This is a genomic window from Streptomyces sp. cg35, assembly GCF_050410835.1.
Lineage (GTDB): Bacteria > Actinomycetota > Actinomycetes > Streptomycetales > Streptomycetaceae > Streptomyces.
Genome location: NZ_CP191268.1, coordinates 6,500,734 through 6,521,363, shown reverse-complemented (window position 1 = coordinate 6,521,363; position 20,630 = coordinate 6,500,734). Strand labels below are relative to the sequence as shown.

Annotated in this window: 16 protein-coding genes; 6 read left to right on the top strand and 10 right to left on the bottom strand. The window is 71.7% G+C overall.

All coding sequences use genetic code 11. The features are described from left to right. Positions 1 to 38: 38 nt before the first annotated feature. Genes murD through rsmH form a run of 7 tightly spaced genes read right to left on the bottom strand, consistent with a single transcriptional unit; the run spans position 39 to position 9,215 of the window. A complete protein-coding gene (murD, locus tag ACQUQD_RS29770) occupies positions 39 to 1,481 on the bottom strand; it encodes a UDP-N-acetylmuramoyl-L-alanine--D-glutamate ligase (protein ID WP_428955230.1) in 1,443 nt (480 codons plus the stop codon). Next, positions 1,463 to 2,536: a phospho-N-acetylmuramoyl-pentapeptide-transferase gene (gene mraY / locus ACQUQD_RS29765; protein ID WP_428955229.1), complete on the bottom strand. Its 1,074-nt coding sequence runs from the start codon at positions 2,534 to 2,536 to the stop codon at positions 1,463 to 1,465. Before mraY ends, murD begins: the two co-directional genes overlap by 19 nt. Further along, on the bottom strand, positions 2,533 to 3,936 hold the full coding sequence (locus tag ACQUQD_RS29760) for a UDP-N-acetylmuramoyl-tripeptide--D-alanyl-D-alanine ligase (protein ID WP_428955228.1): 1,404 nt from the start codon (positions 3,934 to 3,936) through the stop codon (positions 2,533 to 2,535). The genes mraY and ACQUQD_RS29760 overlap by 4 nt, the downstream gene beginning before the upstream one ends. Positions 3,937 to 3,940: 4 nt before the next feature. Continuing rightward, positions 3,941 to 5,605, bottom strand: a complete 1,665-nt coding sequence (locus ACQUQD_RS29755; protein ID WP_428955227.1) for a UDP-N-acetylmuramoyl-L-alanyl-D-glutamate--2,6-diaminopimelate ligase — start codon at positions 5,603 to 5,605, stop codon at positions 3,941 to 3,943. Between the two features lie 56 nt (positions 5,606 to 5,661). Continuing rightward, on the bottom strand, positions 5,662 to 7,626 hold the full coding sequence (locus tag ACQUQD_RS29750; RefSeq protein ID WP_428955226.1) for a peptidoglycan D,D-transpeptidase FtsI family protein: 1,965 nt from the start codon (positions 7,624 to 7,626) through the stop codon (positions 5,662 to 5,664). 4 nt (positions 7,627 to 7,630) lie between these two features. Continuing rightward, entirely contained in the window at positions 7,631 to 8,233 is a 603-nt protein-coding gene (locus ACQUQD_RS29745; RefSeq protein WP_428955225.1) for a septum formation initiator family protein, read from the bottom strand. Positions 8,234 to 8,258: 25 nt separating this feature from the next. Beyond that, entirely contained in the window at positions 8,259 to 9,215 is a 957-nt protein-coding gene (gene rsmH, locus ACQUQD_RS29740) for a 16S rRNA (cytosine(1402)-N(4))-methyltransferase RsmH (RefSeq protein ID WP_428955224.1), read from the bottom strand. A 411-nt stretch (positions 9,216 to 9,626) separates the two neighbouring features. Between rsmH and ACQUQD_RS29735 the strand changes: the two genes are divergently transcribed. The 4 genes from ACQUQD_RS29735 (at position 9,627) to ACQUQD_RS29720 (ending at position 15,234) form a co-directional block, all read left to right on the top strand. Then, complete coding sequence (locus tag ACQUQD_RS29735) at positions 9,627 to 10,169, top strand: beta-class carbonic anhydrase (protein ID WP_428955223.1); 543 nt, start codon at positions 9,627 to 9,629, stop codon at positions 10,167 to 10,169. Between the two features lie 222 nt (positions 10,170 to 10,391). Then, complete coding sequence (locus tag ACQUQD_RS29730) at positions 10,392 to 11,432, top strand: AAA family ATPase (protein WP_428955222.1); 1,041 nt, start codon at positions 10,392 to 10,394, stop codon at positions 11,430 to 11,432. Further along, positions 11,432 to 12,829, top strand: coding sequence for a DUF58 domain-containing protein (locus ACQUQD_RS29725; protein ID WP_428955221.1), 1,398 nt, complete (start codon positions 11,432 to 11,434; stop codon positions 12,827 to 12,829). Before ACQUQD_RS29730 ends, ACQUQD_RS29725 begins: the two co-directional genes overlap by 1 nt. Then, positions 12,826 to 15,234, top strand: a complete 2,409-nt coding sequence (locus tag ACQUQD_RS29720; protein WP_428955220.1) for a transglutaminase TgpA family protein — start codon at positions 12,826 to 12,828, stop codon at positions 15,232 to 15,234. The genes ACQUQD_RS29725 and ACQUQD_RS29720 overlap by 4 nt, the downstream gene beginning before the upstream one ends. Positions 15,235 to 15,456: 222 nt before the next feature. Here ACQUQD_RS29720 and ACQUQD_RS29715 read toward each other — a convergent pair whose 3' ends face one another. The 3 genes from ACQUQD_RS29715 to ACQUQD_RS29705 all read right to left on the bottom strand — a co-directional run bounded on the left by ACQUQD_RS29715 (position 15,457) and on the right by ACQUQD_RS29705 (position 17,613). After that, positions 15,457 to 15,861, bottom strand: coding sequence for a DUF3040 domain-containing protein (locus ACQUQD_RS29715; protein WP_428955219.1), 405 nt, complete (start codon positions 15,859 to 15,861; stop codon positions 15,457 to 15,459). Positions 15,862 to 16,135: 274 nt separating this feature from the next. Continuing rightward, positions 16,136 to 16,948 (bottom strand): class I SAM-dependent methyltransferase, encoded by an 813-nt coding sequence (locus ACQUQD_RS29710; RefSeq protein WP_428957692.1) that lies wholly within the window; start codon positions 16,946 to 16,948, stop codon positions 16,136 to 16,138. Positions 16,949 to 17,058: 110 nt separating this feature from the next. Beyond that, positions 17,059 to 17,613 (bottom strand): SAV_6107 family HEPN domain-containing protein, encoded by a 555-nt coding sequence (locus ACQUQD_RS29705; protein ID WP_428955218.1) that lies wholly within the window; start codon positions 17,611 to 17,613, stop codon positions 17,059 to 17,061. A 167-nt stretch (positions 17,614 to 17,780) separates the two neighbouring features. Here ACQUQD_RS29705 and ACQUQD_RS29700 point away from each other — a divergent pair, with 167 nt between their 5' ends. Further along, positions 17,781 to 18,554, top strand: a complete 774-nt coding sequence (locus ACQUQD_RS29700; protein WP_428955217.1) for an ATP-binding cassette domain-containing protein — start codon at positions 17,781 to 17,783, stop codon at positions 18,552 to 18,554. Then, positions 18,526 to 20,610, top strand: a complete 2,085-nt coding sequence (locus ACQUQD_RS29695; RefSeq protein ID WP_428955216.1) for a YhgE/Pip family protein — start codon at positions 18,526 to 18,528, stop codon at positions 20,608 to 20,610. Before ACQUQD_RS29700 ends, ACQUQD_RS29695 begins: the two co-directional genes overlap by 29 nt. Positions 20,611 to 20,630 lie beyond the last annotated feature (20 nt).

Sequence of the window (20,630 nt, the reverse complement as noted above, 5' to 3'; positions counted from 1 at the left end):
CGAGGGTGCCCGGCGTCACCGGGCACCCGGGGGTCCCGTCAGACGCTGGTGGCGCCGAGTTCGCGGACCGCTTCCGCGAACGCCTCGCCACGCTTGTTGTAGTTGGTGAACATGTCCATCGACGCGCAGGCCGGGGCCATCAGCACGGTGTCCCCCGGGCGGGCGAGCCGCGCCGCCTCCTGGACCGCCGCCGACATCGCCCCAGTGTCGGTCCGGTCGAGGTCGACCACCGGTACTTCGGGGGCGTGTCGCTCCAGGGCTTCCCGGATCAGGGCCCGGTCGGCACCGATCAGGACGACACCGCGCAGCCGCCCGGCGGCACCGGCGACCAGCTCGTCGAAGGTCGCTCCCTTCGCGAGACCGCCCGCGATCCACACGATCGACTCGTACGACGCCAACGAGGCCTGCGCGGCGTGGGTGTTGGTGGCCTTGGAGTCGTCGACGTACGCGACCTCGTCGACATCGGCGACGTGCGCGATGCGGTGCGCGTCGGGGGTGAAGGCGCGCAGTCCGTCGCGTACGGCGGCCGGCTCGACGCCGAAGGCGCGGGCGAGGGCGGCCGCCGCGAGGGCGTTGGCGATGTTGTGCGGGGCCGACGGGGTGACGTCGGAGATCTCGGCGAGCTCCTGGGCGCTCTTCTGCCGGTCCTCGACGAAGGCCCGGTCGACCAGGATGCCCTCGACGACGCCGAGTTCGGAGGGGCCGGGCGTGCCCAGCGTGAAGCCGATGGCGCGGCAGCCCTCCTCGACGTCGGCCTCGCGGACCAGGTCCTCGGTGGCCTTGTCGGCGACGTTGTAGACGCAGGCGACCTGATTGCCTTCGTAGATACGGCCCTTGTCGGCGGCGTACGCCTCCATGGAGCCGTGCCAGTCGAGGTGGTCGGGCGCCAGGTTGAGGACGGCCCCCGAATGGGCGCGCAGCGAGGGCGCCCAGTGCAGCTGGTACGAGGACAGCTCCACGGCGAAGACGTCGTACGCGTCGTCGCCTTCGAGGACGACGTCGACGATGGGCGTGCCGATGTTGCCGACGGCGGCCGTGCGCAGGCCCGCCGCCGTCAGGATCGACGCGAGCATCTGGGTCGTGGTGGTCTTGCCGTTGGTGCCGGTGACGGCGAGCCAGGGTGCGGCGTCGGGGCCGCGCAGCCGCCAGGCGATCTCCACGTCGCCGACCACGTCGACGCCCGCCTCGGCGGCCGCCGCGAACAGGGGCGAGGAGGGCTTCCAGCCCGGCGAGGTGACGACCAGCTCGGTGCCCTCGGGCAGCGTGGCCGCGTCCCCGAGGCGTGCGGAAATGCCCTCTTCTTCAAGAAGGGCGGCCTTTTCGCGGTGGGCGGGGCCGTCGCCGCCGTCCACGACGGTGACCGACGCGCCGAGGCCGGCCAGGGCGCGGGCGGCGCTGAGGCCGCTCACGCCGAGACCGGCGACGGTGATGCTCATCCCCTGCCAGGAACCCTGACCAGATGTCACTTCTTGGCTGCCCATCCTGCGTAGAAGAGGCCGAGTCCGACGATCACGCACATGCCTTGGATGATCCAGAAGCGGACCACGACAAGGACTTCGGACCACCCCTTGAGTTCGAAGTGGTGCTGCAGTGGCGCCATGCGGAAGACACGCTTGCCGGTCATCTTGAAGGAGCCGACCTGGATGACCACGGACATCGTGATCATCACGAACAGGCCGCCGAGCAGGGCGAGGAGCAGCTCGGTGCGCGAGCAGATCGCGAGACCGGCGAGGGCGCCGCCGAGGGCCAGCGAACCCGTGTCACCCATGAAGATCTTGGCGGGCGAGGTGTTCCACCACAGGAAGCCGAAGCAGGCGCCCATCAAGGCCGATGCGACGACCGCGAGGTCAAGTGGGTCTCTGACCTCGAAACAGGCCGCCGGGTTGGTGAGGGTCTGCGCGTTGGCGCAGGACTCCTGGAACTGCCAGACACCGATGAAGGTGTACGCGCCGAAGACCATCACGGAGGCGCCGGTGGCGAGGCCGTCGAGGCCGTCCGTCAGGTTCACGCCGTTCGACATCGCGAGGATCATGAACAGCGCCCAGACCACGAAGAGCACCGGGCCGATCGTCCAGCCGAAGTCCTCCACGAAGGAGAGCCGGGTGGACGCCGGGGTCTGTCCGCGGGCGTCGGCGAACTGCAGGGACAGCACCGCGAAGGCGATACCGACGATGAGCTGGCCGGCCATCTTCGCCTTGGCCCGCAGACCGAGCGAGCGCCGCTTGACGATCTTGATGTAGTCGTCGAGGAAGCCGACCAGGCCCATGCCGGCCATCAGACCGAGGACGAGCAGACCCGACAGGGTCGGGGCCGCGCCGGTGATCAGCTTGCTCAGGAAGTACGCGATGAGGGTCGCCAGGATGAAGGCGATACCACCCATGGTCGGCGTACCGCGCTTGCTGTGGTGCTCGCGCGGGCCGTCGTCACGGATGTACTGGCCGTAGCCCTTGCGCGCAAGGAGCTTGATGAGCAGGGGCGTTCCGACCAGGGTCAGGAACAGGCCGATGACTCCCGCGAAGAGGATCTGCTTCATCATCGGGCATCGACCCCGCCCTCGAAGCCCTCAAGCAGCGCCTGTGCCACGCTCTCCAGGCCCACCGACCTGGAGGCCTTCACGAGCACGACGTCACCCGGGCGCAGCTGGCTGCGCAACAGGTCGACCGCCGCCTGTGCGTCGGACACGTGCACCGACTCCTCACCCCACGAACCCTCGTTATAGGCGCCCAGTTGCAACCAGGACGCTTCCCTGCCCCCGACTGCCACGAGCTTGCTGACGTTGAGCCGGACGGCGAGCCGTCCGACCGCGTCGTGTTCGGCCAGCGCCTCGTCGCCGAGCTCGGCCATGTGCCCGAGCACCGCCCACGTACGCCGTCCCTTGCCCATGGCCACGAGCGCGCGCAGGGCCGCTCGCATGGACTCCGGGTTCGCGTTGTAGGCGTCGTTGACGATCGTGACGCCGTCCGAACGCTCGGTGACCTCCATCCGCCAGCGGGACAGGGTGCCCGCCTCGGAGAGCGCGAGCGCGATCTCCTCCACGGACATGCCAAGGTCATGGGCGACGGCGGCCGCGGCGAGCGCGTTCGACACGTGGTGCTCACCGTACAGGCGCAAGGTCACTTCGCTGCACCCGGAGGGTGTGTGAAGGCTGAAGGAGGGCTGTCCGTTCTCCGTGAGCCGGACATTCTCGGCACGTACGTCGGCTTCCGCGGCCTCTCCGAAGAGCAGCACCTTCGCCTTCGTGCGCGACGCCATGGCCCGTACGAGCGGATCGTCCGCGTTCAGGATCGCGGTGCCGTCGGCGGGGAGGGACTCGACCAGCTCGCCCTTCGCTTCCGCGATCTGCTCGCGGCCGCCGAACTCGCCGATGTGCGCGGTTCCCACGTTGAGGACGACGCCGACCTTCGGGGGCGTCAGGCCCGTCAGGTACCGGATGTGGCCCTTGCCGCGGGCGCCCATCTCCAGGACGAGGAACCTGGTCTCGTCGGTGGCGGACAGGGCCGTCAGCGGCAGGCCGATCTCGTTGTTGAACGAGCCGGGGGTGAAGACCGTGGGCGCCTTGCGCCGGAGCACCTGCGCGATGAGGTCCTTGGTGCTGGTCTTGCCCGCCGAGCCGGTCAGACCGACCAGCGTGGCGCCGAGCCGCTCGACGACGTGCCGGGCGAGCGCGCCGAGCGCACTCCGGACGTCCTCGACGACGATGGCGGGCACGCCGACGGGGCGCGCGGCCAGCACGGCGACGGCGCCCGCGGCGATCACGTCCGCGGCGTAGTCGTGGCCGTCCACGCGCTCGCCCGCGAACGCGGCGAACAGGCTGCCGGATTCGACCTTGCGCGAGTCGATGACGACAGGCCCGGTGACCCGGGCCTGTGGATCCGGTATGTCGTACGTCTGCCCGCCGACGACTGAGGCGATCTCGGCGAGGGAGAGGGCGATCACAACTTCATCCCTGGGTTTGCTCGATGGCTTCGCGAAGCACCAGGCGGTCGTCGAAGGGACGCACCACCCCGGCGATGTCCTGGCCCTGCTCGTGTCCCTTGCCGGCGACGAGCACCGTGTCGCCGGGCTCGGCCCGGGCGACGGCGGCGGCGATGGCGGCGGCCCGGTCCTCGAAGACGGCGACGTCACCGCGCTCGTGCGCCGGCACGTCGGCGGCGCCCGCGAGCATCGTGGCGAGGATCGCGAGGGGGTCCTCGGAGCGGGGGTTGTCGGAGGTGAGGATGGCCGTGTCGGCGAACCGCGCGGCCGCGGCGCCCATCGGCATCCGCTTGGTCCTGTCCCGGTCGCCGCCGCAGCCGAGCACGATGTGCAGCTTGTTCTCGGTGACCTTGCGCAGCGCCTTGAGGACGGACTCGACGGCGTCGGTCTTGTGCGCGTAGTCGACGACGGCGAGGTACTTCTGGCCCGCGTCCACGCGCTCCAGGCGGCCCGGCACGCCGGGGACGGCGGCGACGCCGTCGGCGGCGGTCTGCGGGTCGATCCCGGCGACGGCGAGGGTGACGATCGCGGCGAGGGTGTTGGCGACGTTGAAGGGGCCCGGCAGGGGCGCCTTGGCGGTGATCCGCTCGCCCTTGGGGCCGACGACGGTCAACGTCGAGCCCAGCGGCCCGACTTCGACGTCCTCGGCGCGCCAGTCCGCGTCGGGGTGCCCCTCGGCGGAGAAGGTGACGACGGGGACCTCGGACTCGTCGATGAGCCGGCGCCCGTACTCGTCGTCGTAGTTCACGACGCCCTGTTTGCTGCGTGCGCGCGTGAACAGCTGTGCCTTCGCCCGGAAGTAGTCCTCCATGTCGGAGTGGAACTCCATGTGCTCCGGGCTGAGGTTGTTGAAGACGGCGACGTCGAAGACGCAGCCGTCGACCCGGCCGAGCACGAGGGCGTGGCTGGAGACCTCCATGGCGACGGCCTCGACGCCGCGCTCGCGCATGACCGCGAACAGGGCCTGGAGGTCGGTGGCTTCGGGGGTGGTGCGCTCGGACTTGATCCGCTCGTCGCCGATGCGCATCTCGACCGTGCCGATCAGGCCGGTGCTGCGGACCTCTTTGAGGCCGCCCTCGACGAGGTACGCGGTCGTCGTCTTGCCCGACGTGCCGGTGATGCCGAGCTGCAGGAGGTCCTTGCCCGGGTGGCCGTAGATGGTGGCGGCCAGCTCGCCCATGCGGCTGCGCGGGTTCTCCACGACGAGCGGCACGAGCCCGGCGTCGTGGACGCGTGCGGCGCCGGCCGGGTCGGTGAGGGCGGCGACCGCGCCGAGGGTCGCGGCCTGCGCGGCGAAGTCGGCGCCGTGCGCGCGGGCGCCGGGCAGCGCCGCGTACAGGTCGCCGGGGCGCACCGCACGGGAGTCGTGGGTGATGCCGGTGACCCCGAGATCGGTGGCGGCTGCGCCGGGCGCGGGGACACCCAACTGATCGGCCAGTTCCGCGAGGGGGGTGGCGGAGACCTCGACCGGTCGCGGCGGCCCGGGATATGTCACGGGTGCGCCCTTCTGGGTGGTTTGGGACTGATCAGCGTGTGGCACGGCGGTGAGCGTACCGGGCGCACCCCCCGCTGAGCGAAGCGAGGGGCGTGGCGTCCGGTGGTTCCCGGAATCCGAGGTGATGGTTGTCACGGGCTCTTCAGGGTGTCTTCACTGTGAGTGATCATGGTTACGACGTGTCCCGGCCGTCATGGCTGAAACGCGACGGGCAGCCGTGCGGACTTGGCGCCGGTGGGCGGCACTTGAAGGGTCTTCAGAGCGAACTCCATGACCTGCTTGTAGATGGGGCCGCAGATCTGGCCGCCGAAGTAGCTCCCCTTCGTCGCGTTCTGGATGGCGCAGTAGACGGTGACGCGGGGCTTGTCGGCGGGCGCGAACCCGGCGAACGACGACGTGTACCCCTTGTAGCGGCCGGTGGCCGGATCCACGCGGTTGGCCGTACCCGTCTTACCGGCGACGCGGTAGCCGGGGATCCTGGCCTTCGTACCGGTGCCTTCCTCGTCGTCGACCACGGACTCCAGCATCTGGGCGACCGTCCTGGCCGTCTTCTCGCTGACGACGCGGGTCTCCTTGGGCTTGGGCGCGGGCGTGAACCGGCCGTCGGGGCCCTTCGCTCCGCGCACCAGGGTCGGTTCGACCCGGACGCCGCCGTTGGCGATGGTCGAGTACACGGAGGCCGCCTGCATGGCGTTGATCGAGAAGCCCTGCCCGAACGGGATCGTGTACTGCTGCGACGTCGACCACTTGTCCGCCGCCGCGAGGATGCCGGAGGTCTCGCCGGGGAAGCCGAGACCGCTCTGCCGCCCGATGCCGAACTTGCGCAGGTACGAGTAGAGGGTCTCGTTGGCCTTCGGCTGCGTCGCGCCGAGCTGGCCGGTGGCGAGGATCGTGCCGATGTTGCTGGACTTGGCGAGCACGCCGTTGAGCGTGAGGTGCCAGGTCGGGTGGTCGACGTCGTCCTGGAAGAGGCGGTCGCCCCGGTGCAGCCGGTTGGGGACGGTGACGTGCGTCAGCGGCGTGGCCGCGTTCTCCTCCAGGACCGCCGCCATCGACATGACCTTGGCGGTGGAGCCGGGCTCGTACGCGTCCTGGAGCGCGGCGTTGCCCAGGGCCGCCGAGTTGGCCTGCGACAGGTCGTTGGGGTCGAAGCCGGGCGCGTTGGCCATGGCCAGGACCTCGCCGGTCCGCGTGTCCTGCACTATCACGTAGCCGCGGTCGGCCCCGGATTTCTTGACCTGCTCGGCGATCGCGTTCTGCGCGGCCCACTGGATGTCGCGGTCGATGGTCAGCTCCACGTCGGAGCCGGCCACCGCGGGCTGCTCGGTGCTGCCGGCGGTCGGCACCTGTCGGCCGCCGGACTGGGCGTACCGGATCTTGCCGTTCTTGCCGGCGAGCTCCTTGTCGAGCTGCTGCTCGACACCGCCGCCGCCCTTGCCGTCGGCGTTGACCCAGCCCAGTATCCCGGCGGCCAGGTCCCCGTTCGGGTACACGCGCTTGCTGCTGGGGTCGGCGAGGACCCCGGACAGCACGCTCGCCTCGTGGCCCTCGGCGTTCGCCTTGTCGTTCAGCGTCGACCTGAGGTCCTTGATCTGCTTCCAGACCTGCGGCGTCTGCCGCGTGGCGAGCCGCACGTACCGCGTCTTCTTGGTCTTGAGCTTCTTGGCCAGGGTGTCCGCGTCGACCCCGATGATCGGCGACAGGAGCGCCGCCGCCTGCTCGGGCGCGTCCTTGACCTGGGTCGCCTTCTCGGTGAACAGCGTCGGGTCCGCGGTGATGTCGTACGCGTCCACGCTCGCCGCCAGCGCGACACCGCTGCGGTCGGTGATGCCGCCGCGCTCGGCGGCGATGGTGTGGCTGACGTAGCGGTTCAGCTGGGCCTTGGCGGCGTACGCGCTCGCGTCGACACCCTGCACCTGGAGGAGACGGACGACGAAGACCATGAGGACGAGCGTGAGGCCCAGACTCACCATCCGCAGGCGGGGCCGTGGGCTGCCCAGGCGCAGTGGGGTGGCGGTTCTGGCAGATGCGGGGCGCGGGCGCCGTGCGGCGGGGCGCGCGCCGGGGCCGGGGCGCCGCTGCGCACCGGGGCGGGCCGTCCGGGCGGGACGCGCGGGGGCTGGCACGCGGCGGCGCGGGGGTTCCCTGTCGGTCATGGCGTCACCTGCCGGAGTTCGAAGGAACGGGGGCCGCGGGCTGCGTCGAGGTGTCCGGCTGCGCGGGCGGCTCGGCGGAGGGCGTCGTGCCGGGCGTCGCCTGCGTGGTCGGCGACGGCGACCCGCTCGGGGTCGTGTGGACCATCTCGGGCGGCCGGGGCGCCTGCGGCCGCACCGGCGAGGGCAGCGCCGCCGGGCTGGGCGCCCCGCGGACGGTGCCGTCGGGGGTGAGGAACGCGGGGTCGCCGCCCGGGACCATGCCGAGTTCGCGGGCGCGGCGCTGGAGGGCGTCGGGCGCCGAGTAGGAGTCGACGTCGCGCTGGAGCTGCTGCTCGTCGTCGGTCAGCTCGGTGGTCTGCTTCTTGAGCCGACTGAGCTTGAACGATCCTTCGTTGAGCGAGGAGTTCAGCAGCAGCAGGGTGATGAGCCCGCCGCCGAGCAGCAGCACGACGAGGAGGACGAACGGGGTCCGGGCGGCCTGGGCGCCGCCGGACGGGGCGACCGGGAACAGCCGCGCCCATCGGGCGGCTCTCCCGCGTGGTTCACCTTGGGGGCCTCGGGCGCCCTGGGCGCCCTTGGATCCTTTCGAGCCGCTCTTGGCGGTCATGACCACCTCTCCACGCGCGCGTGCCTCACTCGGCGACCTCCTCGCGGATGCGCTGTGCACCCCGCAGCCGTGCCGGGGCGGCCCGGCGGTTCTCGGCGACCTCTTCCTCCGTGGGAAGTTCGGCGCCGCGGGTGAGCAGCTTGAGCCGGGGCTGGTAGCGCTCGGGGACCACGGGCAGGCCGGGCGGCGCCGTGGTGGCGGCGCCGGCCGAGAACACCTGCTTGACCAGCCGGTCCTCGAGCGAGTGGTACGACAGAACGGCCATCCGGCCCCCGACCGCGAGCGCCCGCACGGCGGCCGGGACCGCCCGCTCCAGGACGCTCAGCTCGCCGTTGACCTCGATGCGCAGCGCCTGGAAGGTGCGCTTGGCCGGGTTGCCGCCGGTGCGCTTGGCGGCCTGCGGCAGGGAGTCGCGGATCAGCTCGACGAGCCGCGCGCTGTTGCTGAACGGCTCCTTCTCGCGCTCGCGCACGACGGCCGAGACGATGCGCTTGGCCTGCTTCTCCTCGCCGTACTGGCGCAGGATCCGCACCAGTTCGCCCGGCGGGTACGTGTTGAGGACCTCGGCGGCGCTCATCCCGGTCGTCTGGTCCATGCGCATGTCGAGCGGCGCGTCCTGCGCGTAGGCGAAGCCGCGGTCGGCCTCGTCGAGCTGCATGGAGGAGACGCCGAGGTCGAACAGGACGCCCTGGACGCGCGGGATGTCCAACCGGTCGAGGACGTCGGGCAGTTCGTCGTAGACGGCGTGCACGAGGGTGGCCCGGTCGCCGAAGGGGGCGAGACGCTCGCCGGACAGCCGCAGCGCTTCCTTGTCGCGGTCGAGGGCGACCAGGCGACACGAGGGGAACGTGGAGAGCAGGGCCTCGCTGTGTCCGCCGAGGCCGAGCGTGCAGTCGACGACGACCGCTCCCGGCTGCGCGAGCGCCGGAGCCAACATGTCCAAGCAGCGCTGGAGCATGACCGGGACGTGTCGCTGACTCAAGAGGCCCTCTCAGGTCCGGCGGGCGGGTCGTACGCACTGCCGGGTCCCCGCCCGCTCATGAAGGGGATGGTGGTCCGTCGGCGCCGGGGAAGTGACGCCGGCCGACCGGAGCGGGAGGAGGCCGAGCCGTACGTACGCGCCGCGCACGCGGGGAGCGTCCGGCAGCGCCGGGATCTCCGTGATGCTTCGTTTAATGGGGTTCGGCGTCACTTTAGTCCACGGTGCCCCTTGGTCAATCAACCGGCCTGCGCGTCGCGGGACGCTTCCGCCCGAAGCCGCATATCCGGCTAATTCACTCGTTCGGTCGCGGCCCTCCCACCCCTGTGGGTTAGCTCACAACAAGGCGTGATGACGTTCTTTGTCCCCCCTCACAGCAGGCCGGAGACGTCTGCGGCCACTACCGTCGTCCCTATGACGACTTCCGCATCCCTCCCCTCCGAGAACGCCATATCCGCCGACGGCACCGTGACCGACCGTCTCGTCGAGGCCAACGCGCGCTACGCCGCCGCGTTCACCGACCCGGGGATGGACGCGCGCCCGGTGCTGCAGGTCGCCGTCGTCGCGTGCATGGACGCCCGTCTCGACCTGCACGCCGCGCTCGGCCTGGAGCTCGGCGACTGCCACACCATCCGCAACGCCGGCGGTGTCGTCACCGACGACGTGATCCGCTCGCTCACCATCAGCCAGCGGGCGCTCGGCACCCGCAGCGTGGTCCTCATCCACCACAGCGGCTGCGGCCTGGAAGGGCTGAGCGAGGAGTTCCGGCACGAGCTGGAGCTGGAGGTCGGCCAGCGCCCGACGTGGGCCGTCGAGGGATTCCGGGATGTCGACCAGGATGTGCGGCAGTCCATTCAGAAGGTGCGCACCTCTCCCTTCCTGCTGCACACCGATGACGTACGCGGCTTTGTCTTCGACGTGAAGACCGGTCAGCTGCGCGAGATCACCCCGGCCTAGGGACAGCACCCGCCGGTCGTCCCCTCAAAAGGTTGTAAGCCCCGACATATCGCGGCCAGTTATCCACAGGCGAGTGACACGAACCGGTAACGGCAACAAGAATGCGTGTGTGACACCCCGCGCGAGCGACGGAACTCTTCGCGCGTGGTGTCCGTATTTCGGGGTGGGCCGGTCCGCATCGCAGAGCGACGGCCCGGGAAAGTACGGGCCGAGGAGGGCCGGGTGACGACCTATGACGATCGAGCGAGCCTCACTGATCTGACCACCACCGCGGAGCGTGTCCGCAGGTCGGTGGAGGGTGTGATCGAGGGCAAGCCGGAGGTCGTACGGCTTTCGCTGACCGTGCTGCTCGCCGAGGGGCACCTGCTCATCGAGGATGTCCCGGGCGTCGGCAAGACGATGCTCGCCAAGGCACTGGCGCGGTCCATCGACTGCTCGGTGCGCCGCATCCAGTTCACGCCGGACCTGCTGCCGTCGGACATCACCGGTGTGTCCATCTGGGACCAGCAGCGTCAGGACTTCGAGTTCAAGCCGGGCGCGATCTTCGCGCAGATCGTGATCGGCGACGAGATCAACCGCGCCTCGCCGAAGACGCAGTCCGCGCTCCTCGAGTCCATGGAGGAGCGCCAGGTCACCATTGACGGCAAGACCTACGAACTTCCGAGCCCCTTCATGGTGGTGGCCACGCAGAACCCGGTCGAGATGGAGGGCACGTACCCCCTGCCCGAGGCCCAGCGCGACCGGTTCATGGCCCGCGTCTCCATCGGCTACCCGAGCCCGGACGCCGAGCTGCAGATGCTGGACGTCCACGGTGGCGTCTCGCCCCTGGACGACCTGCAGCCGGTGGCGCACGCGCACGACATCGTGAAGCTGGTCGACGCGGTGCGCACGGTCCATGTCGCCGATGCCGTACGGCGCTACGCGGTGGACCTGGTCGCCGCCACGCGCACGCACCCGGACCTCAGACTCGGCGCGTCGCCGCGGGCGACGCTGCACCTGCTGCGGGCGGCCAAGGCCTCGGCGGCGCTCAGCGGCCGTGAGTACGCGCTGCCGGACGACGTCCAGGCGCTGGCCGTCGCGGTGCTGGCCCACCGTCTGCTGCCCACCGCGCAGGCCCAGTTGAACCGGCGCACGGCCGAGCAGGTCGTCCTCGACATCCTGCAGCGCACCCCGGTGCCCGCCACCGAAACGCGCGCGCCCCAGGGCTACACCCAGGCTCCTCCGATGTACGGCCAGCAGCCCCCCGGCACCCGGAGGCTCTGATGGCGGCCGGGGGGTACTACGCGGCGGATCCCGGGGGCGGCTTCACGGACGGCGACGGCGCGGCGGACGACAAGGGCGACAAGAGCGCTCTGCGCACCGCGCTCGCCGGGCTGACCACGCGCGGGCGCTCCTTCCTGGCGGCCGGTGTCGCCGCGACGATCTGCGCGTTCGTCCTGGGACAGGGCGATCTGCTCCGCGTCGGCATGCTGCTCGCCGCGCTCCCTCTGGTCTGCGCGGGCGTCCTGTACCGCACCCGCTACCGGGTCGCGGGCAGCCGCCGCCTCTCCCCCGCGCGCGTGCCCGCCGGTTCGGAGGCGCGCGTGCATCTGCGGATGGACAACATCTCGCGGCTGCCCACGGGCCTGCTGATGCTCCAGGACCGGGTGCCGTACGTGCTCGGGCCGCGGCCCCGCTTCGTCCTCGACCGCGTCGAGGCGGGCGGCCGCCGCGAGGTGTCCTACCGGGTCCGCTCGGACCTGCGCGGCCGCTATCCGCTCGGGCCGCTGCAACTGCGCCTGACGGACCCGTTCGGCATGTGCGAACTGACCCGGTCCTTCTCCACGTACGACACCCTGACGGTGATCCCGCGCGTGGAGCCGCTGCCGCCGGTACGGCTCTCCGGCGAGGCCAAGGGACACGGCGAGGGACGGCAGCGCTCGCTCGCGCTGGCCGGCGAGGACGACGTGATCCCGCGCGGGTACCGCTACGGCGACGATCTGCGCCGCGTCCACTGGCGGTCGACCGCGCGGTACGGTGAACTGATGGTGCGGCGCGAGGAGCAGCCGCAGCGGGCCCGTTGCACGGTGCTGCTCGACACGCGCGGTCCGGCCTTCCAGGGCGCGGGCCCGGAGTCGGCCTTCGAATGGGCGGTGTCGGGGGCGGCCTCCGCCCTGGTGCACATGCTCGAACGGGGCTTCTCCGTGCGGCTGTTGACGGACACGGGCAGTGCGGTGCCGGGCGAGGGCACGGACGGGTTCGCGGGCACCGGCCAGGGGTCGGCGGACGCGGCGGGCCTGATGATGGACACGCTCGCCGTCGTCGAGCACTCCGACGCGTACACGCTGTCGTCCGCGTACGACGTGCTGCGCGGCGGGAACGAGGGGCTGCTGGTCGCCTTCTTCGGTGACCTGGACGAGGAGCAGGCCGCCGTCGCCGCCAAGATGCGCCGGCGCAGCGGCGGCGCCGTCGCCTTCCTCCTGGACAGTCCGTCCTGGATCCAGGGGCCGGGGGCACCGCCCTCGCAGCAGTGCGCCGAGCGGCTGCGCGTGCTGCAGGAGGCCGGCTGGACCGTGGTGGTCGTGCCGCCCGGCGCGTCCTTCGTGGACGTGTGGCGGCAGGCGGACCGGGAGCGTACGGGGGCAGCCGGTGCCCCGGGTACCGCAGGGGGTTGGTCATGAGCGGCGGTGCCCGTCTGTCGATCTGCGCGACGCTGGCCACGTTCCTGGCGTCGTGCGCGCTGCTGCCGCTGGTCGACCGGTCCACCTGGATCATGCAGGCCGCGATCCTGCTGGTGATCCAGGCCGGGGTGGGCGCGGCGGCCCGTCGGGTCCCGCTCCCCCGGCCGCTGACGGTCGCGGCGCAGGCCCTGGTCTCCCTGCTGCTGCTCACCCTCGTCTTCGCGCACGACCAGGCGCTCGGCGCGGTCGTCCCCGGGCCGGAGGCCTTCCGGCACTTCGGGCTGCTGCTCCAGGCCGGCAGCGAGGACGTCAGCCGGTACATGATCCCGGCGCCGCTGTCCGACGGCATCCGGCTGATGCTGGTCGGCGGCGCGCTGGTGATCGGGCTCGCGGTGGACGCGCTCGCGGTGACGTTCCGCAGCGCGGCCCCGGCCGGGCTTCCACTGCTCGCGCTGTACTCGGTCGCCGCGGGGCTCTCCGACGGCGGGATCGACTGGCTGTGGTTCCTGCTCGCGGCCGTCGGCTATCTCCTGCTGCTGCTCGCCGAGAGCCGGGACCGGCTCTCGCAGTGGGGCCGGGTGTTCGGCGGCACCGGCCGCGTGCCCGGCGGGACTCCGGGGCAGGGCGGCGCGGTCGCCCCGATCCGGACCGGCCGCCGCATCGGCGTGCTCTCGCTGGGCATCTCGCTCCTGGTCGCGTGGGTCGTGCTGCCGCTGGACGGCGGCCTCCTCGGCCCCTCCGGCACGGGTGTGGGCAACGGGTCGGGGGGCGGCGGCACCATCTCCGCGGTCAACCCGCTGGTCTCGCTGCAGAACAGCCTGAACCAGCCGGAGGACCGGACGGTGATGTCGTACAGGACGAACGCCGAGCAGACGTCCGACATGTATCTGCGGATCGTGGCGCTCGACGAGTTCGACGGCACCACCTGGCGCCCTTCGGTGCGCAGCATCACCGATGTGCCCTCCACGCTGCCGGGCCCGCCGGGCCTCGGTGCGGACATCGGCAGGACCGAGATCACGACGCGTATCTCGGCGGCCGACTGGTACGCGCAGGACTGGCTGCCCATGCCGTATCCCGCGACGCAGGTGTCGGTGAACGGGCGGTGGCGGTTCGAGCGGGTCGGCCGGACCCTGGTGGGCGATCACGGGCAGACGACGCGCGGGAAGTCGTACACCGTCAAGAGCCTGATCGTGCAGCCGACGGCGGAGCAGCTGGCCAATGCCGGGGCGCCGCCGACGGATCTGCTGCGCGAGTTCACGAAGGTGCCGGGCTCGCTGCCGGACGTGGTGCGCACGACCGCGCGCAAGGTCACGGCGGGCGCGTCGAACAACTACGAGCGCGCGGTCGAGCTGCAGGACTACTTCGCGGTCAACGGCGGCTTCACGTACAACACCGAGGTGCAGGCGGGCAGTGGTTCCGCCGCCATCGCCCGGTTCCTGAAGCAGAAGGAGGGCTTCTGCGTCCACTTCTCGTTCTCGATGGCGGCGATGGCGAGGACGCTGGGCATACCGGCCCGCGTCGCGGTCGGCTTCACTCCGGGCTCGCCCGCGGGTGACGGCGCCTACTCGGTGGGCCTGCGCGACGCCCACGCCTGGCCGGAGCTGTACTTCGAGGGCGTGGGCTGGACCCGCTTCGAGCCGACGCCCAACCGCGGGACGGTCCCGGAGTACACGCAGGACAACACTCCCGCGGCGCCGAACAACCCGGCGGCGCCGTCCGAGTCCGCCTCCGCGGCTCCCTCGGCGGCCCAGCCCTCCGCGTCGCAGAGCTGCACGGCGGCGCAGCGCAGGGACGGCAGCTGCGGCAACACGGCTCCGGCGATCGTGGGCGGCTCCTCGGACGACGGCCCGCCGGTCGGCACGTTCCTGCTGGTGGCCGTGGCCGCCTTGCTGGTCCTGCTGGTGCCGCTGCTGCCGATGCTGTGGCGGCGACGCCTCAGGGCGCTGCGGCTCGGTTCCTCCGGCCGCACGGAGGCCGATGTCGCCACGCGCACGCTGGCGGCCTGGCGCGAGGTCACGGACACGGCCTGGGATCACGGCATCGCGCCGGACGACTCGCAGACCCCGCGGAAGGCGGCGGCGCGCATCGTGCGGGTCGGGCACCTCGATCCGCCGGCCGCCGAGGCCGTCCACCGGGTGGCGGCGGCGGTGGAGCAGGTGCTGTACGCGCCGCGGCCGGGCGCCGTCTCGGGTCTCGCCGAGGATGCGCGGCGGTTGCAGGCCGGACTGCACGCGAAGGCGAGCCGCACGACCCGGCTGCGTGCGACGCTCGCGCCGCGCTCGGCCATCCGGGTGGTGTGGGCGGTGGGGCAGCGCTGGGAGTCGTTCACCGTGCGCCTGCGGACCCGCTGGTCGTCGCTGCTCGACCGGGCCTCCCGCTCCCGCCCGTCGAGCCAGGAGAGCTGAGTCGCCCTGGGTGATGCGGCCCAGCCGTCCAGGGCGATGAGGCCCGTACGTCGATGGAGGCTCCGGCCGCCGTGAGGGGTGGCCGGAGCCTTCATTTCCACTCGGGCCCCGTCTGCGCCCAGGGTCTTCATCTCCGCACGGGCCCGTTACGCACAAAGGGTGACCGCCCGGGGGCGGTCACCCTTCACACACGTCTGTAGGTCCCGATCGGGGCCGGTCGGCTCAGCGGCCGCCCTGCTCGTCGCGGCGGCGCTGCCAGCGCTGCTCGATCCGGTCCATCATCGAGCGCTTCTGTTTGCTCTGTCGCCGGGCGGCGGGCGCACCTGGCACCGCTCCCGCCGGCTGTTCACCGGGCTTGGGCGCCTTGCGCCAGCCTGTGACGGCGAGCACCGCACATCCCAGCATGACGAGGAATCCCACCACGCTGATCCAGATCTGCTGCGCGACCATACCTGCCATGAGGAGCGCGATACCCACCAGGAAGCCCGCGACTGCCTGGTAGACCCGACGTCGGGTGTACGTACGCAGCCCGCTTCCCTCAAGCGCTGTCGCGAACTTGGGATCTTCGGCGTACAGCGCTCGCTCCATCTGCTCGAGCATTCGCTGCTCGTGCTCCGAGAGCGGCACGGAGTCCTCCTCATCGTGCAGTCGCCGGGGCGACCGGGGGTCCCCTTCAGGATAGGCAGGGAATCGCCCCCGTGAAACCCGCCCCTCTACGCCAACTTCACCATTCCGGACCGCGTCACGCCGCTCCGGCTCACTGGGCGTCATTCCCCGGTGGCCGACCCGTCATGCCGGACGGTCTACCCCGATCATACGGCGACACGCGCCGGATCGGGGGGCCTGTGGCGTACTCCATCTGCCGCTGCGCCGCTGATCAGCGGCGGATCACCTCAGTCGCTCAGGTCCGGTCGGCCGTCTGCTTCTCGCCGAGCACGTGCAGCTGCGTCGCCACGGCGTGGAACGCGGGCAGCTCGGCGGCGGCGGCCTCCAGCTTCAGGAGCTCCTGGAAGGCGCCTGGCTCGGTGTCCACGAGGACGCCGGGAACGAGGTCGGCGAAGACCCGCACACCGTGCACGGCGCCCACGTCCACGCCAGAGTCGGCGACGAGCCGGGAGAGCTGCTCGGCGGTGAAGCGGCGCGGCACCGGGTCGCCCTCGCCCCAGCGGCCGGCCGGGTCGTCGAGGGCCTGCCGGGCCTCCTTGAAGTGTCCGGCGAGGGCCCGCGCGAGGACGGCGCCGCCGACACCGGCGGCGAGCAGGCTGAGCACACCGCCGGAGCGGAGCGCGCCCACCGCGTTGCGCACGCCCTCGGCCGGCTCCTCGACGTACTCCAGGACGCCGTGGCACAGGACCGCGTCGTACCCGTCGCGCTCGACGACGTCGAACAGGCCGGAGATGTCGCCCTGGACGCCGCGCACCCGGTCGGCGACCTCGGCCTCGGCGGCGCGGCGCTCGAGCGCGAACAGCGCGTTCGGGCTGGGGTCGACGACGGTGACGCGGTGGCCCAGACGGGCGACCGGCACCGCGAAGTTGCCGCTGCCGCCCCCGGTGTCGAGGACGTCCAGCGTCGGGCTCCCCGCGGCCTTGGCACGACGGTCCAGGGCGTCCTTGAGGACCTCCCAGACCACGGCGGTACGGAGAGAGGCACGGGGACGAGGGGGGTCGGAGCGCGGCGACGTCGTACGCGAGTGGTGGGAGACGGGAGGGCGCATCGGGTCCGACACGGCGGCTGACTCCTCGGCGTGAGCAGGTTCGGGCGCCTCCACCCTAATGGGCCCGGACGGGCGGCCTCGCCATCCGCGCACATCACCGCAATCGCTGGTCACCCCGCGTCGGGCACCTCCCGCTCCGCTACGCGCGCGTCGTCCTCCTGGCGCGGCTGGGGAAGCGCCGGCTGCAGCACGAGCATCCGCTCGACCAGGCGCAGGAACATCGCCACGTCGCGCAGCAGATCGTCGGCGTCGCGCGCGCTGGCCGCATCGCGGATACCGGCCTCCGCGCGCGCCCGGCGGGTCGCTCCGGAGGCGAACAGGGCGCTCCACTCGGTCAGTTCGGGTGCTATCTCGGGGAGCACTTCCCAGGCGCTGCGGATCCTGGCGCGGCGCTTGGGGGTGAGTTCGGGCCGGCCGCGGGCGGCGAGCACGGCGGCCGCGGTGCGCAGGGCGGCGAGGTGGGCCGTGGCGTACCGCTCGTTCGGTGTCTCGAGCACGGCCGCCTCGTCGAGTCCGGAGCGGGCCTGGGCGAGCAGATCGAGGGCGGCGGGCGGGGCGCTCGCCCGGCGGAGCACCGGGTGGACGTCGCTCGCCGGTCCGGTCAGTGAGGGGGCGTGGCCGGAGGCAGCGGGGCGGTGTGCGGCGGCTGCGGTGTACCTGGCCATGACGAACCTCCTGTCGTCTGTGTGACGGCGCAGTGGCCGTATGTGCCCATCGTGCGGTATGCCACTGACAATCGGCCCTGACCTGGCCTTTTGCTTCGATCGAAGGTTCGGGCTAACTTTTGCACTGACTGGTCAGTTCAAAAGAGGTTGCCGAGGGGGCCATGGCCATGGACGGTCCGGAGGGCTCAGTCGCCGTCACCGCCGAGGGGTTCGGGCTGAAGGGCCCGCGCGGCTGGGCGTTCCGCGGTGTCGACATCGACGCGGCGCCCGGGTCCCTCCTCGCGATCGAGGGGGCGTCCGGCAGCGGCCGCACCTGCCTGCTGCTGGCACTGACCGGACGCATGCGGCCCACCGAGGGCACGGCGACCGTCGGCGGGTTCCGGCTGCCGAAGCAGATGGCCGCCGTGCGGCGGGTGAGCGGGCTCGCGCACGTGCCGGGGGTGACCGACCTCGATCCGGCGCTCACCGTGGCCGAGCACCTGCGGGAACGGGCGCTGCTGCAACGCCGTTTCGACGGGTCGCTGCGCGGACTGCTGCGCCCCCGCGCCGAGCGCGCGGCCGAGGCGGCGCTGCGCATCGACACGGCCCTGGCCGCCGCCGGCCTGGACCGCGAGGCCCTGCCGAAGGGCTCCCGCACGGCCGTACGCGACCTGGAGCGCCCGGAGGCGCTGCGCCTCTCCCTCGCGCTCGCGCTCATCGGCCGCCCGGCGCTGATCGGCGTCGACGACGTCGACCTGAAGCTCGCGGATGCCGAACGGGCCGAGATGTGGGACCAGTTGAAGGCCATCACCGCGGCGGGCACCACGGTCGTCGCCGTGTGCAGCGAGGCACCGGACCTCGCCGACGCCGTCGTCGTACCGGCCGCCCCCACGAGCACCACCCCTGTGACCGACACCGACAAGGAGACGGCCGATGCGCTCGCCGAAGCTGGCCGCGCTTGAGCTCAAGCGCTTCGGCAGGGGCAAGCTGCCGCGCGCCGCGCTCGTCGCACTTCTGCTGCTGCCGCTGCTCTACGGGGCGCTGTACCTGTGGTCCTTCTGGGATCCGTACGGGCGGCTCGACAAGATTCCCGTGGCGCTCGTCAACGACGACAAGGGAGCGGCCGCCGCCGGCAAGAAGATCACCGCAGGCGACGACATCACCAAGGGGCTGTACGACAGCGACACCTTCCAGTGGCACGAGGTCGACGCCGCGCAGGCCCAGCGGGGCGTGGAGGACGGCACGTACTACCTGTCGCTGACGATGCCGGAGGACTTCAGCAAGCGGATCGCGTCCAGTTCCGGGGACACCCCGGAGACCGGCGCTCTTCGGGTGCGCACGAACGACGCGAACAACTACATCGTCGGGCAGATCTCCCGCACGGTCTTCTCCGAGGTCCGCTCGGCCGCGTCCACGAACGCGTCACGGTCCTTCCTCGACAAGATCTTCATCTCGTTCTCGGACATCCATGACGCGACCCAGAAGGCCGCGAAGGGCGCGGACGACCTCAAGGGCGGCATCGGCAAGGCCAAGAAGGGCTCGAAGGACCTGGCCGACGGCCTGAAGGACGCCAAGAAGGGCAGCGGCGACCTGGCGAGCGGCCTGAAGAAGCTCGACAAGGGATCGGCCGACCTGGAGACGGGGTCCCGGCAGGTCTCCGCCGGCACGCAGTCCCTCGCCGACAAGGTCAACGGGGCCGCCGACCAGGTGCTCCCCTTCCTGAAGGGCAACAAGAAGCAGATCGGGGACACGGCGCGGCTCGTGGCCGACTCCGCGAAGGGCATCCGGCACAACCTCGACGCCCTCGTGAAGCTGGCACCCACCGCGCGCAAGGGCGCCCACGCGGGATCCGACATCCTTGCCGCCGTCTACGAGCGTCGCTGCGAGAAGGCGCTGCTCGACGACCCGGCCTGCCCGGACCTGAAGAAGGCCATGACGGCCGCCGCGGACGTCGCCACCGTCTCCGACGACCTGAACACGCTCATCCAGGACGAGCACGGCGACCTGGACCTCATGGACAGCCACCTGAAGACGCTGCAGAAGCAGTCCGAGGCCCTCGCCGAGCGCGCCCCGACGCTCGACAAGGATGTCGAGAACGCGGTGGCGCAGATCAACAGGCTCAACAAGGGGGCGGGCCAGGTCGCCACGGGCGCCGGGAAGCTGCACACCGGGCTCGGCACGGCGAAGACCGGCTCCACCGAACTCGACGCCGGTGTAGGCAAGTTGAAGAACGGGGCGAACGACCTGAACGGCGGCATGTTCAAGCTGGCCGACGGCTCGGGGAAGCTGGCGGGCGGGCTGCACGACGGCGTCGAGAAGATCCCCGACTACGACAAGAAGGACCGCGATCAGCGCACTGAGGTGATGGCCGATCCGGTGCAGCTGGCCTCGCAGTCGCTGCACAAGGCGCCCAACTACGGGACGGGTTTCGCCCCGTACTTCATTCCGCTCTCCTTGTGGGTGGGCGCGATGGTCGCCTACATGCTGATCCAGCCGCTGAACCGGCGCGCGCTCGCCGTGGGCGCCTCCGCATGGCGCGTGGCGCTCTCGGGCTGGCTGCCGGTCGCGGCGCTCGGTCTCCTCCAAGTGGCGGCCCTGATGTCCGTACTGCACTGGGCACTTGGGCTGCAGATGCTGCACGCGGCCGGGACGGTCGGGTTCCTGTGCCTGGTCACGGCGTGCTTCGCGGCCATCGTGCAATGGCTGAACGCACGCTTCGGGGCGGCGGGCCGCATCCTTGTCCTCGCCTTCCTGATGCTGCAGCTGACGTCGGCGGGCGGCACGTATCCCGTGCAGACGAGCCCGGGCTTCTTCAACGCGATCCACCCGTACCTGCCGATGAGCTACGTCGTCGAGGCTCTGCGGCGGCTGATCTCCGGCGGCGGGCTCGGCCCCGTGTGGCAGGCCTGCGCGGTGCTGATGGCCTTCACGGCGGGCGCCCTCGCGCTCACCGCACTGACGGCCCGGCGCAAGCAGGTGTGGACGCTGGACCGGCTGCACCCGGAGCTGAGCCTGTGAGCGCGCCCACGGGACGGCCT

Bases quoted from the DNA above. Each gene is read 5' to 3' on its own strand.
- murD (WP_428955230.1), bottom strand. From the start codon at position 1,481: ATGGGCAGCCAAGAAGTGACATCTGGTCAGGGTTCCTGGCAGGGGATG.
- mraY (WP_428955229.1), bottom strand. From the start codon at position 2,536: ATGATGAAGCAGATCCTCTTCGCGGGAGTCATCGGCCTGTTCCTGACC.
- ACQUQD_RS29750 (WP_428955226.1), bottom strand. From the start codon at position 7,626: ATGACCGACAGGGAACCCCCGCGCCGCCGCGTGCCAGCCCCCGCGCGT.
- ACQUQD_RS29745 (WP_428955225.1), bottom strand. From the start codon at position 8,233: ATGACCGCCAAGAGCGGCTCGAAAGGATCCAAGGGCGCCCAGGGCGCC.
- ACQUQD_RS29735 (WP_428955223.1), top strand. From the start codon at position 9,627: ATGACGACTTCCGCATCCCTCCCCTCCGAGAACGCCATATCCGCCGAC.
- ACQUQD_RS29725 (WP_428955221.1), top strand. From the start codon at position 11,432: ATGGCGGCCGGGGGGTACTACGCGGCGGATCCCGGGGGCGGCTTCACG.
- ACQUQD_RS29720 (WP_428955220.1), top strand. From the start codon at position 12,826: ATGAGCGGCGGTGCCCGTCTGTCGATCTGCGCGACGCTGGCCACGTTC.
- ACQUQD_RS29710 (WP_428957692.1), bottom strand. From the start codon at position 16,948: ATGCGCCCTCCCGTCTCCCACCACTCGCGTACGACGTCGCCGCGCTCC.
- ACQUQD_RS29705 (WP_428955218.1), bottom strand. From the start codon at position 17,613: ATGGCCAGGTACACCGCAGCCGCCGCACACCGCCCCGCTGCCTCCGGC.
- ACQUQD_RS29700 (WP_428955217.1), top strand. From the start codon at position 17,781: ATGGACGGTCCGGAGGGCTCAGTCGCCGTCACCGCCGAGGGGTTCGGG.
- ACQUQD_RS29695 (WP_428955216.1), top strand. From the start codon at position 18,526: ATGCGCTCGCCGAAGCTGGCCGCGCTTGAGCTCAAGCGCTTCGGCAGG.